12 protein-coding genes are annotated in these 14448 nt (G+C 52.2%); 6 read left to right on the top strand and 6 right to left on the bottom strand.

Annotated elements, in window-relative coordinates; translation table 11 throughout:
* Window positions 1–35 precede the first annotated feature (35 nt).
* Entirely contained in the window at window positions 36–1589 is a 1554-nt protein-coding gene (locus RNAN_RS15995; protein WP_008223681.1) for a methyl-accepting chemotaxis protein, read from the bottom strand.
* Between the two features lie 226 nt (window positions 1590–1815).
* Between RNAN_RS15995 and RNAN_RS16000 the strand changes: the two genes are divergently transcribed.
* Window positions 1816–2199, top strand: coding sequence for a response regulator (locus tag RNAN_RS16000; protein ID WP_008223685.1), 384 nt, complete (start codon window positions 1816–1818; stop codon window positions 2197–2199).
* Between the two features lie 64 nt (window positions 2200–2263).
* On the opposite strand, the gene RNAN_RS16005 is transcribed toward RNAN_RS16000, so the two are convergent.
* The gene (locus RNAN_RS16005) at window positions 2264–4186 is read right to left on the bottom strand and encodes a phytase (protein WP_008223687.1); all 1923 of its coding nucleotides are present in this window, start codon (window positions 4184–4186) and stop codon (window positions 2264–2266) included.
* Between the two features lie 14 nt (window positions 4187–4200).
* Window positions 4201–6966: a TonB-dependent receptor gene (locus tag RNAN_RS16010; RefSeq protein WP_008223689.1), complete on the bottom strand. Its 2766-nt coding sequence runs from the start codon at window positions 6964–6966 to the stop codon at window positions 4201–4203.
* Between the two features lie 202 nt (window positions 6967–7168).
* Here RNAN_RS16010 and RNAN_RS16015 point away from each other — a divergent pair, with 202 nt between their 5' ends.
* From RNAN_RS16015 to RNAN_RS16030, 4 genes are all read left to right on the top strand, one after another.
* Window positions 7169–8068, top strand: coding sequence for a GGDEF domain-containing protein (locus RNAN_RS16015; protein WP_008223691.1), 900 nt, complete (start codon window positions 7169–7171; stop codon window positions 8066–8068).
* The gene (locus RNAN_RS16020; protein WP_008223694.1) at window positions 8065–9087 is read left to right on the top strand and encodes a helix-turn-helix domain-containing protein; all 1023 of its coding nucleotides are present in this window, start codon (window positions 8065–8067) and stop codon (window positions 9085–9087) included. The genes RNAN_RS16015 and RNAN_RS16020 overlap by 4 nt, the downstream gene beginning before the upstream one ends.
* A 25-nt stretch (window positions 9088–9112) precedes the next feature.
* Window positions 9113–10009, top strand: coding sequence for a metallophosphoesterase family protein (locus RNAN_RS16025; protein ID WP_008223696.1), 897 nt, complete (start codon window positions 9113–9115; stop codon window positions 10007–10009).
* 113 nt (window positions 10010–10122) lie between these two features.
* Window positions 10123–11208: an SPM autocatalytic domain-containing protein gene (locus tag RNAN_RS16030; protein ID WP_040552352.1), complete on the top strand. Its 1086-nt coding sequence runs from the start codon at window positions 10123–10125 to the stop codon at window positions 11206–11208.
* A gap of 18 nt (window positions 11209–11226) precedes the next feature.
* On the opposite strand, the gene RNAN_RS16035 is transcribed toward RNAN_RS16030, so the two are convergent.
* The 3 genes from RNAN_RS16035 to RNAN_RS16045 form a co-directional block, all read right to left on the bottom strand.
* Window positions 11227–12309 (bottom strand): AI-2E family transporter, encoded by a 1083-nt coding sequence (locus RNAN_RS16035; RefSeq protein WP_008223702.1) that lies wholly within the window; start codon window positions 12307–12309, stop codon window positions 11227–11229.
* Window positions 12310–12333: 24 nt separating this feature from the next.
* Window positions 12334–13572 carry a DUF819 family protein gene (locus tag RNAN_RS16040; RefSeq protein WP_008223703.1) on the bottom strand — a complete coding sequence of 413 codons (1239 nt, stop codon included), beginning with the start codon at window positions 13570–13572 and terminating at the stop codon, window positions 12334–12336.
* Between the two features lie 125 nt (window positions 13573–13697).
* Window positions 13698–14045, bottom strand: a complete 348-nt coding sequence (locus RNAN_RS16045; protein ID WP_008223705.1) for a HopJ type III effector protein — start codon at window positions 14043–14045, stop codon at window positions 13698–13700.
* Window positions 14046–14249: 204 nt separating this feature from the next.
* On the opposite strand from RNAN_RS16045, the gene RNAN_RS16050 reads away from it, so the two are divergent.
* Window positions 14250–14448 (top strand): Ada metal-binding domain-containing protein (locus RNAN_RS16050; protein ID WP_040552354.1); only part of this gene is annotated, 199 nt, incomplete at its 3' end.

The raw sequence follows: 14448 nt of genomic DNA on the forward strand, positions 1-14448 counted from the left end.
CCCATCAAGGGTCGGGGTATTGTCAAAATTTAAGCTTAACGGGCAAAACGCACGACCAGCTCGTGCAGCTCGTTCGAAATTTGCTGCAGCTTTTTAATACTGTCAGCTGAATTGGCCGCTTCCGTCAGGCTGTTGCTGGCCAGGCTGGAAATATTCACCACCTGCTGGTTGACCTCTTCGGCCACGTTGGCCTGTTGCTCTACCGCCGCAGCCATTTGAATCGACATATTGGCGATACTGCCTACCGCATCGGAAATACCATTTAACATCTGCTCAGTTTCTTTTACCCGGCCCAAGCCGGCCTCAGCGCCACTGGTGCCATCTTGTGCCACCCGCACGGCATTATCGGCCCGGCTGGTCAGATCGGCGATGATCTGATGTATCTCTTTAGTCGACTCCTGTGTGCGCCGGGCCAAATTGCGTACTTCATCCGCCACTACAGCAAAGCCGCGGCCCTGCTCACCGGCGCGCGCTGCCTCTATCGCGGCATTAAGTGCCAGCAGGTTAGTTTGCTCAGCAATTTGTTCAATCATCTGCGCTACGCTAGCAATCTTTTTGGTTTGCTCTGACACCTGAGTGACTGAATCACTGATGTTAGTTACCGTATGGCGCAAATCTTCAATGGCTTTACGGGTCACTGCCGCCGTCTGGCGGCTGCGTAGCGCCAGCTCGTTGGATTGCTCGGCCTGCTGTGCCGTTTCCTGTACGTGCTTTGACACCTCAGCGATGGTGGTGGTCATTTCGTGCATGGCAGTGGCAGTTTGCTCAGTTTCCTGTTGCTGGCGCTGGATCAATTGCATCGACGATTTCGCCAGTGCCAGGCCAGAATCAGACTGTCTGGATACGCTTTTTGCCGCATCTTCCATTCGGGTAAGCACTGCACCCAAATGGGCTTTTGAGCTCATTACCGCCACTTTTAGCTCGCCTAAATCGGGCTCATCATCGGTAAAGGTTTGTACTGCCAGCTCATGGCTAAAGGCGTTGGCCAGCAGTGTTTTGATGCTGCTAAGCGCATTTTTTTTACTAAAGGCAGTCCAGAAGTACAGCCCAATGGCAGATACCGTCAACAGTGCCATCGCAATAGCGGCAAAATCCTGGCTGTAAAGCAGCCAGCTAAGCAACAACGCCACAGCCAGCGCCACCATGTGATAATGCAAGTGAAAATGCCGGGCATTAAATTTACCGGCATTAATAGCCGCATAGAGTTTTTCTGCCCGCTTTATATCAGTTCGTGATGGGCAAGAGCGAACCGATTCATAGCCTACCACCTTGCCTTTTTCTGTCACCGGGGTGACATAGGCATCTACCCAGTAGTAATCACCATTTTTGCTACGGTTTTTCACCAGCCCCATCCAGGGTTTACCGGCTTTTAAATGCTCCCACATAATTTTGTACGCCAGCGGTGGCATATCAGGGTGACGCACAATATTATGCGGCTGGCCAAGCAGCTCTTCTTTACTAAAACCACTGATAGCAACAAAAGCATCATTACAATGCCGTATAGTGCCGTTTAAATCTGTACTGGAAATTAACTTTTGCTCTGGAGGGAAGGTACGTTCTGTTGTTGTAACCGGCGTATTACGGCGCATTATTATGGCTCCTTGCTATCTGGCGCTGACCTAAGTAGTAAAAATAGCAACAACCTGTAGTAACGCAACAAGGCGAATACAAAATAGTAACATTACCTGATTGATCAGCGCGGGCGCGATTCAGGTTAAATTCAGCCAGAAAACCTAAACTTCGCAACCCTGTTTACTACCGGGTGCCTGAATCTGCACTACACTGGTTAAAGCCAGCATTAGCAACGGAGCTGCAATGACCCAACAACAATGTTCGATCCTGATAATTGATGATGCCTACACGGTGCGTGAATACCTGCGCCAAACCCTGATGCATCTGGGTATTTCGCAAGTGCATGAGGCGGCAGATGGTAGCCGTGGTTTGTCGGTGTTTAACCAGCATCAACACGATTTAGTCTTTCTCGATATCGAACTGCCGGACATCAATGGTCAGCAGTTGCTAGCACAAATCAAAACTGAATCAGACAGAACCCATGTTGTGATGGTGACCGCACACAATTCTGTGGATAACGTGCAAAAAAGTATTGCTGCCGGCGCCAGCGGCTTTATTGCCAAGCCGTTTTCGCCACAGAAAATTAAGAATATTGTTGAGCGCTGCCTGGCGGCAAAGCTGAACTAACACAGGTGCAAACCTGGCAACGCCATGACCAGGGCCGCGATACAGGCGGCCTTGGTCACTATAGCTAGTTTAAATGCGGCAAAATATCCGCCCAGGGTACCAGCTTCAGGTTTTGCCCCTGCTCCGGCATGCGGTTACGGCCATCCTGTACTATCAGTGCCCCTTGCTCAAAACCCGGCCCTAATGAGCGGGTGGTGACTTCCAGGCCATCGGTTTCCGAGCTGCCATCTATGGCCAGCTGCGGATTCGTGGTAATGCGAAAGCGCAGGCGCAGTGCGTAAGGTGCTACCGCATCATAAACCACATAGCTGTCGTTGCCCTGGCTGGACGCAATCACATATTGATTGTCGCCGTGCGTTGCCAGTGCTAACCCTTCCACATCATCAACCAGGGTTTCGCCGTCGACCAGTATGATTTGCTCACCAGCTACAGCCGCATCCGGCTCGGCAGCAAAGCGCCAGATACCGGCATCTTCTTCACCGACAAACAGTACACCGCTTTGATCATCGGCGACACAGCCCTCGGGCTGCGACGGCACCTGCAAACTGCGCACCAGGCTGCCCTGCCAGGCGTGGCCGTTAGTATCAATACGGTACTGCTGGATTAAGCCTGATTTATCGTTAACAAACACAAACTGCTGGCCGGTTTTGCCGCTCTGGTACATACAAAGGCCATAAATATCAACCATATTGGTAGCAACCTTACCGGCATTATGCAGTTTGCCACTGTTATCAATCGCAAACAGCTGCAGGCTGTTGTCATCACGCAAACTGGCGACAGCAATATCATGCTGAGCACCTTGCCAAGTTAAACCGTAACGTACATCCACGTTATTTAACCGGCCCACACTAAGCTGCTGTACGCGCTGACCCTGCATGTTATACACATCCAGCCCGGCGCGTTTATCCGTTGCCAGGATCAGACTGCGTGCCGGCGCTGACGGGTGATGCCACACTGCCGGGTCGTCTATCACATCACCACGCTGACTGGCAGCTTCAGTCTGCAGAGTTGGCATCAGTTGCACCATGGCGGCTTTGGCGCTGCGCACAGCAGTAGCCGGCGCTGGCACCGACAGGGTCAGCTGCTGCACGGCGTCTGCCTGTTCGCTGCTGATAAAAGCCGTTACGCTTTCAGCCTGCTGCTGTACTGCCAAACCACTGGCTTCGGCCAGTGCCGGTACAGCAGCTGTGGTTAGCAGCTCGCCGTTAGCGCTTAAATACAGCAGCCGCGCCGGCTGTTCCTCCAGTGCCAGCACGCTGCCATCGCCAAGTAGCTGCAGCGCTTTAACCTCGCCTTGCAGCTGACCAAAAGGTTTATTCACCTGCACTAAACTGCGGCCTTCGTCGGCTTCCGGCTCGGCCTGATAGCGCCAGATCGCGCGGTCTGCTTCAGCAATATACAGAGCGCCGCTTTGCTGGTCTACGCTACAGGCAGTGCTGTCATAAGGGATATTCAGCTCGCGGATCACCAGTGGCTGCGCCAGCCATTGTTGCTGTTGTTGCAGCAACAACTGATCAGCGCCACCGCGGCCCCCCATTAAAAACAGGCTGAGCTGCTGGTTTTCTGTGCTGTGATAAAAACACAGATCGTCCACCACCCGGCTACTGATCAGCCGGCGTTGCAGCAGTTGCAGGCTGGGCGTTTGCTTTGGCGAAAAACGCCATAAAAACAAACTATTACTGTTTACATCCATCGCCGCCAATAACAGCGCTTCCGTATCAAGCGGCTGTAGCACCAGGCGGCTAAACCGGCCGGCTTGCTGCGCCAGCTCGCGGTTGCCCTGGCGGATCTGCAAGGCCGTGCTTGTGGTAAACAGCTGATAATCCTGCCCGGCCAGCTGCACCTTATGATAATGGCTGGCATTAACATCCAGTGCCTGTACCGCCGGCGTTGCCTGCGCTGCTGTATCGGCCTGACAGCCACTTAACAACGCGGCCAATACCAGACTGAGCATGCTGAGTTTAAACATATTTTTATTGCTTAACATAGTGCTATCCTTGCTTACCAGTTAGTGAGCTGCACGCCCAGCACAAAAGTGCGGCCGTACTGCTCATACTGGAAGTTATAGGGTTTGCGGCCGGTGTAAGCGTAGTAAGGCTCGTCGTTCAGGTTAACCACATTAAAGTACAGCTGCATACCGCGGGCAAAGGTCCATTTAGCGGTAAAATCCAGCTGCAAATGGTCGTCGGCATACACATCATAGGCGCTGTCGGTAATATCTCCCACTTCTGCCAGATACTTAGACTTATAGTTAGCCGCCAGACGCAGGCTGATCACATCGGTTTCATAGCCTAGGCTCAGGTTGGCGGTTTTATCTGACTGGCTCGGCAGCGCCACTTCGCGGCTTAACAGGCTGCCATCATCAAACCATTCAATATCAGCGGCAGAATCGGTTAAGGTCAGGTTAGCGGATAGCAGCAGGTTATCTAACCAGTTACCGAAACCCGACAGCTGATGAATGGCGTTTAGCTCCAGGCCATATAAATCGGCTTTGCCGCCGTTAACAAAGGTTTCGGCTTTGGCAAAGTTGTTGTAATCGCCACGACCGGCTAAATCGGCTTCATAGATAAAGTTGTCTATCTGCTTGTAAAACAGCATCGCCGATACCACGCCTAATTTATCGGCGTAGTGCTCAATACCCAGATCCAGGTTATTACTGGTCAGCGCTTTCAGCTCTGGGTTACCAAAGGCCGCCTCCAGCTCATCGTCGTCTTCCTCCAGAATAAACGCCGGTGACAACTGCTCAAAGTTAGGCCGCACCAGGCCGGTGCTAAACGCCGCCCTAACGATAGTTTGCTCAGAGAAGTTATAGCGGCCTACCAGCGCCGGTAACCAATAACTTTCCGAGCGGCTGGCGGTATTGCTGCTAAACACCTCCTCTATTGCATCATAGCGGCTACCGCTGGCGTCACGCTGCTCGTGTTCAAACCGCACCCCGCCAATTAACTGCCAGTTATCGCGCTCCCACTGCGCCATCAGATAAGCAGCGCTAATATCTTCATCTACCTGGTAATCATTAATTTGTGACTCCACCTCGTCAATAAAGTCATCGCGGTTAAGCGCATTCACCAACTGATAAATACTGCTGCTGTTAATCGCCGGGCCCATAGTACTCAGGCTGTAATCGATGCTGCCGCCGGCATAATCGCTCAGGCTTAGCGCGCTAATGCCTAAATCTGCAAAGTCTTCAAACAACCAGACATCTTCAGCGGCGCTTTTCTCGCGCTGGCTGAATTTCGCGCCGGTTTTCAGCGTTAAACTGCCCGCTGCCTGTATAAGCTCGCGGCTGATATCAAAGCGGATATTACGCTCGGTTTCTTTGGCATAGGTGTCGCCCATTTCCACTTCGTTAAGTTCATAACCGTCGGCCAGGCGGGCCTCGTCCGGCGCCGTTAAACGTAAAATGTTACTGCCACTAAAGCCAACGCCGTCAGCAAATGCCTGCTCAAAATCGGCAGCGCCGATATTAAAGGGCGTGTCTTCATCGGCTTTACTGGCGCCGGCTTCCAGCTGCCATTGCCAGTTGCCATGCTGTTGCCGGGTGCCCAGCACCACAGCACTGATGGTCTGGGTTTCTTTGCGCTGCTTTAACGAGCGGATTATCTCTGCTTCCCCCTCTGCAGCGGCAAACTGCGGCGCGGCCAGTTCAACCACTAAGCCCTGGCGGGTTTCATCATCGCTAAATTCGCTGTACAGCGTACGCAGATAATACTCGTTGTGGTTACCGGGCCGGTAATCCAGGTTCAGCGCCAGGCCGATGCGCTCGCGGCTGATGCTATAATCGCGCAGTTCAAACTCTTCTAAGCCGTCGTCGAAATCCCAGCTGCCGCCGGTTTCGACGTTTTCAGAGCCAAATTTACGCTCAGCATAGCTGGCCGCTATGGCGACACCTAAACTGTCGGTCTCACCACCGACGTCGAGAATTTTGCTAAACACACCGGACAGTTTCGGGCTGGTTTTGCTTTGCTGTTCGTTATAACCCGCTTCAGCAGTAAAAGAGTAAAAGTCATTACTGCGATCAAACGCCGACAAACTTTTTATCTCAACCGTACCGCCTAAAGAGCCGGCCGGCATATCCGGCGTGATGGTTTTGCTTACTTCAACCGACTCGAGTAAATCAGATGGGATCACATCCAGCGCCACCGCCCTGCGGCCGGCCTCTGGCGCCGCCAACTGGGTACCGTTATAGGTTACTGCGTTATAATCCGGCGCTAAACCGCGCACCCGGACAAAACGGCCCTCGCCCTGATCGCGCTCTACCGATAAACCTGCCAGCCGCTGCAATGCTTCGCTGACGTTACTGTCAGGGAACTGCCCCAGCTCATCGGTACTGGCCACGGTCACAATGCCGGCAGCATTGCGCTGGCGGTTTAGCGCTTTACTGACTGCACCGGACTGGCCTACCACTTCAATATGTTCAATGCTGTCGGTGGCCGACAGTAATTTAATATCGCCCAGTTGCTGTGCGCTGTCGCCCACTACCAGCACCCGCGTATCCGGCATAGCGCCGAGATAATTTACCAGCAGGGTATAAGTGCCGCTGGGCAGCTGATTAAACCAAAAGCGGCCATCTGCGGCTGTGGTACGCCGCAGTTTCAGCTCAGGAATGATAACTTCAGCGCCCTGCAGCAAATTGCTGCGGTTATCGGTAATGCGCCCCTGCACATCGGCATCGGCCAGCACCGGCGCCGCCAGGCTGGCAAAAGCCAGGCCAACAGCACAGGCAATAAGACTGGGTGAAGAAAGTGTATGCTTGGTCGGTTTCATCGGTTGCTCTCAGATCACGGCGAATAGTTGCAGCAAAGTCTGCCGTGCTTCTGTGACAAAATGCCGTTTGTTAACAACAGGGCTTGCGCTGTACTGACCCGGGTCTTAGCAGTGCAGCGCCCTGCTACAACGGCCGTCAACTGTCATGCCGTTGTCATACGGCCGCCGGAAAATGAGTTTTATTTGCCGGGATAACCTGACAATGTGGCGACAACATCGTTATAAAATACTGCTCAGCCTTATTTTGCTGCTCTGCGGCTTGCTGCTGGCGCTCAATACCGGCGCAGCTAAACACAGCAGCGAATTTGATGCGTTAGATATTCTCGGTGAGGGCACCACCTTGCTGGTGGCCTGTGGCTGGCTGGGGTTGATTATCAGCAGCCGCCCTGCCGGGCGCGTTACCGAGTGGCTGTATTACGGCAGCCTGCTGCTGGTGTTTTCCTATTTTCTTGATCTGCTCGATGAGTTTATCCGCTATCCGGAGCAGTTCCGCCTGATGAGCTGGCTGGAATCGCTACCGGCGCCGGTCGGTATGTTAGTACTGACTTATGGCCTGGTGGGCTGGCATCGGGAACAACGGGCGATTAACCGTCAGTTGCGTGGCCGCGAGCTGTTTTTGCGCGATCATCAATTGATCGATCCGCTCACCCAATTGTATGGTGCCGACTATTTACATGCGGTGCTACAACGTGAAATTGAATTGCACTTAAGCCAACACAGAACGCTGTGTTTGCTGGTATTGGATATTGATGATTTTGCCGGGTTTAACCGCCATCATGGCATTGCCGCGGGAGATACCTACCTTAGCCGGTTAAGTGAATTACTCAGCAGCCAGCTTAGACACAGTGATGTGATCTGCCGCTACGCTGGCGATCGCTTTGTTGCAGTGTTACCAAACACCACGCCGCAGCAGGCTCAAATCATGGCGCAGCATTTACGCCAGCAAATAACGCAGTTGGTATCAGCGGGTGACGCGCCGCAGCTCACGGTAGCCGGCATGACGGTGCAGCAACACAGCGCTCAAGCGGCACTGCAACAGACTGATATTGCCATCAAACAGGCCAAAGCCGGCAGTGCATTGAAGTTGCGGCCTGAGTTATGAGCCAGCGCCATTTTGGTTATCAGGATAAAATTCTGCTATTGCAGCATGGCTGCAGCGAGCTGCTGGCGCTGGCACAGCGGCGCGGTGCACTGCTGCATAAGCTGCTAAGTGGCACCGGCATTTTTGAGCAAGACTTACATAAACCACTTGGCAGGTTGCACTACAGCGATTGGCTAACCCTGCTGAAAAACTGCCAGCAGCAGTTAAACAGCCCGGAACTGCCTTATCTGCTGGGTAATGCGCTGCTTAACAGCCGCTATATTTCCCTGTGCCAGAGCCTGCACTATGCGCAAAACCTGCGCCAGGCACTGTCGCAGCTTTACTATTTTCGTCACCAGCTGTTTCCCTGTTTCTATGCCAGGCTTTACCGGCAACAACACGGAATAGTTATTGAGATAAAGCCGGCAATGGGGCTGGCAAACCAAGATGGCTTTATGTTAGGCCTGCTGTTCGCGTTAATTTTAAACCTGATAAAACAGCAACTGGGGACGGTTAACGGTATTAGCTTGCAATTGCAGCATGATGCGTCCGCCATGCAGCAACAATTTTTTGGCGTAGAGGTCAGTTTTAATCAGGCTGCTGACAGTCTTTGCATCCCATTTTCGCTGTGGCAGCAGCCCTTTGCAGACGCTAATGTCGAGCAACTCAGTGCCAAAATTCGTAGTTGCCGCCAGCTCAATCGTATGCTTGATAAGCAACGGGCGCTGCCGGAGCTTATCTGCCGGCTGCAGCAACGCGCCTTACCACAACTGCTCAGCCAGGAGCAGGTGGCCGCTATGCTGGGGCTAAGCAGTAGCAGCCTGAAACGCCAGCTTAGTCAGCACCAGACACATTTTGCTGCCTTAGTCGACAGTGTGCGCCGGGATGCCGCCAGACACTTGCTGCAGCAAGGCCAATATTCCAACCGCCAGTTGGCATCCAGACTGGGGTACTCGGACGAGCACAATTTTCGTCGGGCTTTTAAACGCTGGACAGGTGTGATCCCCAGCAGCTTTAAAGACCTGTTTAATACCCACTAACCTTAAATTTTTACAAGGACTTTAAATGCAACGTCTCTACCGTTTTAGCCTGATCCTGCTGTTTAGCATGATATTGCCTGCCTGCTCGCCACACGATGCTGCAACAGCGCAGCATGATGCAGATGACGTACTGCTGAGCTTTGCCGTACTGGGTGATGCTGAACCTAAACCTGAGCCGCAGTTTCCCAATATGGCGGCAGCAGTTGCTGATATTAACCAGCTGGCAATGCAGCAGCGATTAGACTTTGTGATTGGCGTTGGTGACATTGCCCATAAAGGCACTTTAGTGCAATACGAAAATGCCACGCCGGTGCTACAACAGCTTAGCCTGCCGTTTTATCCGATTATGGGTAATGAAGAGCACGGCAGCAGCGTTGAGCGTTTTATGCAGTTTGCCAATCTGTGGAACCAAGGCAAAATCACGCTGGATGCGCCCAGCTATGTACTGGAGTTTGACCGCGTAGCACTGGTATTGGCCTCGCCTGATCACGGCCGTGATTTTAATGATAGCGGCATCGCCTGGATGTTAAGCCAGCTACAACAACTGGCCCATAAACCTGTGTTGCTGGTAGTGCATGGTGCCCAAGCCGGTGTGTACCCGGAAAACGCCGACAAAGGCATTCATCACCCCGGTTTTGCTGAAGTAATTGCCCAACCTAATTTAGCGGCGGTAATTTCCGGCGACTTACACATGGATATGGACCGCAGTAACCATTCTAAACAACTGGGCAAGGTGCATTACCTGCATATACCGGCACTGGAGCGCACTAAAATACCCGATGACACGCAACATACCGCCATGTTCCGGCTATTTACGCTGCATAATGACAACCTGATGCAGGTCGATACCTACCAAACCGGTGTACTAACGCCACTGACACGCCACCGTTATCAGTTCAGCCTCAGCGGCGAGCATCAGTAAAACTTAAATTTCAGCCTGATCAGCGGCTTAATGTTCAGGCTGAGAATATTGCTTAAGTTTTAACCAACTTTTACCGATAACCGTTTAACTGAAATACCTTTGTGGAGCCGAAGATGAATATTACATCTGCTTCGCAACAGTTTGCGGTTGCCGAACAAAAACAGCTTGCTTATAGTCGCAAACAGCAGTTACTAAGCAATCGCCCTACTGAACCCGCTTTACTCAGGCCTGCCCGGACGGCAACAGCTGAGACAACCGCAGCTGCAGGTAAACCGGCAAGCCCGCTGTTAACTGCTGCGCCGCCAGCTGTTCTGCCTGCTGTCCAACCTGCAACAGACGAGCAGAGCGGGCAGCCAAACGACGATGATCAGATCTTTAATGCCTATCAAACCGTCGGCATGGTTAAGCGTATTTTGGCACAGCTAAGCAGCCACACGGGTGACTGGCTCGACAAGCCACTGGTCGCTGAATTTTCTGCTAAGGACATCACCAGCGCCAGTTTTTCTGCCTCAATGTCACAGCAGTCTATTTGGCTAAGTACCGGCACAGCACAGCAAAATGAGCAGCAGCGCCTGGCAACTGAACAGTGGGAGTTTGGCTACCAGGCGGTACAAGCCAGCTTTAGTGGCGAGTTGCAACTTACTGATGGCAGCAGCATCAGCTTTGCCTTCGACTTTAGCATGGCAGTAAGCTGGGCCCGTTACAGTTACACCGAGCAACCGCTGCAAGACCCTTTGGTCGTCAGCCTGACCGGCAGCCCGGTGCAGTTAACCGAACAAAATATGTTGTTCGATTTGAACAGTAACGGCAACAAAGTAAAACTGCCGCAATTGGCGGCGCAGCAGTACTATCTGGCGGCAGATCGCAACCAAGACCAGCAGATTAACAATGGCGCAGAACTGTTTGGCCCGCAAACTGGCCAGGGCTTTGCTGAGCTGGCTAAGTTTGATGATAACGGCAATGGCTTTATCGATCCGGGCGACGACATCTGGCAGTACCTGTACTTATGGCGGCCCAATGAACAGCTGCTAAGCATGAATGACACTAAACTGGGAGCGTTTTCTATAAGCTCGGCGGCTACACCTATGCCACTGTTGGATAAACAGCAGCATAAAACCGGTGAAATTCAGCGCAGCGGCCTGGCCTTTACAGCAGACGCCAAACCGGTGTTAGTGCAACAGATTGATTTGGTGGTGTAAGCTCAAGCAGGATAAAAGCTAACTTTTATCCTGCTTTTCCAGAAAATCCTGAAACTCTATGGTATAGAGCTTTAACAGCACCAGTGTCAGGGCAAAAATAATCGGGCCGTAAATAACACCGATTAAGCCAAATAACTGAATACCACCAATTAACGACAGGAAAATCAGCAGCGTATTCATGCCGGCGCTGCCCTGCATCAGCAAAGGCCGTAAAAAGTTATCTATAGAGCCCACCACTATCGCGCCCCACAGTGCCATAAACAAAGCCCAGGGCCAGTCACCTGTCAGCAGTAAATACAAACTGGCCGGCACCCAAATGAGCGCCGTGCCAACTACCGGAATAAAAGAGGCGAACGCCATCATGGTGCCCCAAAACAAGCCGGGTAAGCCGACAATTGCCATGGCAATACCACCGACAATGCCCTGCGCAATAGCAGTTAAAAACGAGCCCATCACCGCCGAGCGCGCCACTTTTTTTGCCTCATCTAACAAGGCTTCTTCCTGTGAGCGTGACAGCGGCAAGATCCAGTGCAGGGTATTCACCACTTTGTCGTGATCGCGTAGTAAGAAAAACAGAATAAACAGCATCAGCAGGAAGCTGAACAGCAAGCCGGTAACATCGCCCACCAGCTTGGTGCTGAGGTTCAGCAGCTCTTTACCAAAACCCGAAGCAAATTCGGTTAACTGCTTGACGATGCTCTCGCCACTGATTTGCTCGGTGGGCAAAATCCTGTTTAATTTCTCCAGCGCGCTTTGCAGCAACGGATGCTGCAACAGCTGCGCGGCACCACCGTCATTCAGCCAGCTGTAGCTTTGCTTGGTAAAAGCAATACCTTGCTGCACTATCGCCATAAATACCAAGGAAGCTGGTACTAATATCACCACCACCAGCAATAAGCAGGAGATGGTGGCGACCAGATTCGGCCGGCCGGGCAGCTTCTGTTCAATATACTGATGTACCGGAAAGCACAGCAGCGATAGCACAAAAGCTAATACGATAGCGCCGATATAAGGCGCTACCAGCATGTAACTGGCATAGAGCGCCAACAGCAGCGCAGCAATTAACACATAATGGCGTGACTCGGTCTTAAATCCCTGCATCTTATTCACTCCTTGTCAGCCCGCTTAGGGCGCAACCTGCTGTAAAATTAACCCACAAATATAGGCGCCATAAGTACCCAGGCCATAGCCTAGTACCGCCAGCAGTACGCCAACCGGCGCCAGTGACGGGTGAAACGCTGCTGCCACCACAGGCGCTGACGCGGCGCCGCCGACATTAGCCTGGCTGCCCACCGCCATATAAAACATTGGCGCTTTAATCAGTTTGGCCACAATTAACAGCAGTGCTGCATGCACCAGCATCCAGACAATACCGACTAAAAACATCAGCGGATAATCTAAAATAGCAGTGACATCCATATGCATGCCAATGGTCGCCACCAGAATGTACAAAAACGCTGAACCGACTTTAGAGGCACCTACCGCTTCAAGCTTACGCACTTTAGTGGCCGACATCAGTAAGCCGATGGTGGTAGCAATTACCACCAGCCAGAAAAAGGTGCTGGTTAAGCTGTACATGGCAAGTCCGGGAGCCACCCGTTCAATCCAGGGTGCAATAATGTCGGCCAGCAGGTGTGATAAGCCCGTAACACCAAAGGCCACAGCGACAATCAGCATAATGTCGTTTAATTTAGGGATACGGGCGTTTTCGGCTTCATATTGCTCAATTTTCTGCCTCAGGTTAACAATACCGCTGGTATCGGCGCCGTTTTTACGGTCGAAAAACTCCGCCCGGCTGGCAATAAACAGCAGCACCGCCATCCAGACATTCGCTACCAGCACATCCACCGTGATCATCACCGAGAAAATACTGCCGTCAACGGCAAATACTTCTTTCATCGCCGCCTGATTAGCACCGCCGCCAATCCAGCTGCCGGCAATGGTGGTCATGCCGCGCCAGATATCGCCGCCAAGCTGCTCCGGAAAAATATACCCCATCGTTAACAGCGCTATTGGTCCACCGATAATAATGCCGGCGGTACCGGTTAAAAACATAATCAGCGCCTTAGGGCCAAGGCCTAAAATAGCTTTAAAATCAACACTAAGCGTTAAAAGCACTAAACTGGCCGGCAGTAAATAGCGCGACGCCATTTTGTACAGTGACGAGCCCTCACCATCAATAATGCCAAAAGTATTAAATAACGACGGGATGAAGTAACACAGCAACAAGGCTGGCACATAGGTATAAAACTTTTTGAAAAACGGATGATCACTGTGGCTGGTATAAAACACTGCGCCCAAAATAACGGCCATTAAGCCCAATACCACCGCATCATTGGTGATAAGTACACTGCTTTGTTGCATAGGGAACCTTAAACTGTGGTTATTGTTATGGTGTTATCGCCACAGCAAAATACCACAGCACAGCGGCAGAGCAAAGCCGGCTACGCTAAGCGCGTCAAGCTAGACGGGCAACTCAGCGCGCCAGCTTAGGGCACAGGCCTGGCAGTCAGTGGCTGCTGGCTAAAAGCCACACCGTCCCAGCCAGTGCGGATAAAGTTGCGGATATTCTGATGATCAGTGCCTTTGGGCGTGTCGAGCACCTTACGGTAGTAGTCGCCGAATAAAAACAGCGTTTGCGCGGCCGATAACTGGTGCAGTAAGCCAAAGGCCAGAATTTTACAAGAACCATTGTTTTCACCGGCAGCATTGTGCAGCTCACCGTTGGTGAAGGCGGTTGGGTTAAACTGATACAACGTATCTATTAAGGCAATGCTCTGCTCAAAACTGATACTTTGCGGCTCAATACTTAATTGAATAAAAAATGCTTCTAACATGGTGATTCCTTGTTACCCGGTTGCCTCACTGGCTTATCGATCCTAAGCGTTAACTTGCTGCTTCGCAATACGACAAAAGCCGCAATATTGTGGAACACAAAATAAACCCGCAGTATCAATCCTGCATTCAGTACCGGATCCGGCTATTGTCATTTAAGCAGGCTGTTATACTTCTGCCTATCCCCGTTACCACAAGGTATGTTGATGTTAGCCGCCGATCTTTGCCATCAGGCCCGCCTGGCACGCGATGCCCGTTACGATGGCGTGTTTTTTACCGCTGTGCACAGCACTGGCATTTACTGCCGGCCCATTTGTCCGGCCCGTCCGCCGGCCGAGCGGCATGTCAGCTACTTTGCCTCAGCGGGTGCGGCCAGTGCAGCCGGCTTTCGGCCCTGCCTGCGCT

Source organism: Rheinheimera nanhaiensis E407-8 (assembly GCF_000296695.1).
Taxonomy (GTDB): Bacteria; Pseudomonadota; Gammaproteobacteria; order Enterobacterales; family Alteromonadaceae; genus Alishewanella; species Alishewanella nanhaiensis.

Bases quoted from the DNA above. Each gene is read 5' to 3' on its own strand.
- RNAN_RS15995 (WP_008223681.1), bottom strand. From the start codon at position 1,589: ATGCGCCGTAATACGCCGGTTACAACAACAGAACGTACCTTCCCTCCA.
- RNAN_RS16045 (WP_008223705.1), bottom strand. From the start codon at position 14,045: ATGTTAGAAGCATTTTTTATTCAATTAAGTATTGAGCCGCAAAGTATC.
- RNAN_RS16005 (WP_008223687.1), bottom strand. From the start codon at position 4,186: ATGTTAAGCAATAAAAATATGTTTAAACTCAGCATGCTCAGTCTGGTA.
- RNAN_RS16020 (WP_008223694.1), top strand. From the start codon at position 8,065: ATGAGCCAGCGCCATTTTGGTTATCAGGATAAAATTCTGCTATTGCAG.
- RNAN_RS16030 (WP_040552352.1), top strand. From the start codon at position 10,123: ATGAATATTACATCTGCTTCGCAACAGTTTGCGGTTGCCGAACAAAAA.
- RNAN_RS16010 (WP_008223689.1), bottom strand. From the start codon at position 6,966: ATGAAACCGACCAAGCATACACTTTCTTCACCCAGTCTTATTGCCTGT.
- RNAN_RS16000 (WP_008223685.1), top strand. From the start codon at position 1,816: ATGACCCAACAACAATGTTCGATCCTGATAATTGATGATGCCTACACG.
- RNAN_RS16015 (WP_008223691.1), top strand. From the start codon at position 7,169: ATGTGGCGACAACATCGTTATAAAATACTGCTCAGCCTTATTTTGCTG.
- RNAN_RS16025 (WP_008223696.1), top strand. From the start codon at position 9,113: ATGCAACGTCTCTACCGTTTTAGCCTGATCCTGCTGTTTAGCATGATA.
- RNAN_RS16035 (WP_008223702.1), bottom strand. From the start codon at position 12,309: ATGCAGGGATTTAAGACCGAGTCACGCCATTATGTGTTAATTGCTGCG.
- RNAN_RS16040 (WP_008223703.1), bottom strand. From the start codon at position 13,572: ATGCAACAAAGCAGTGTACTTATCACCAATGATGCGGTGGTATTGGGC.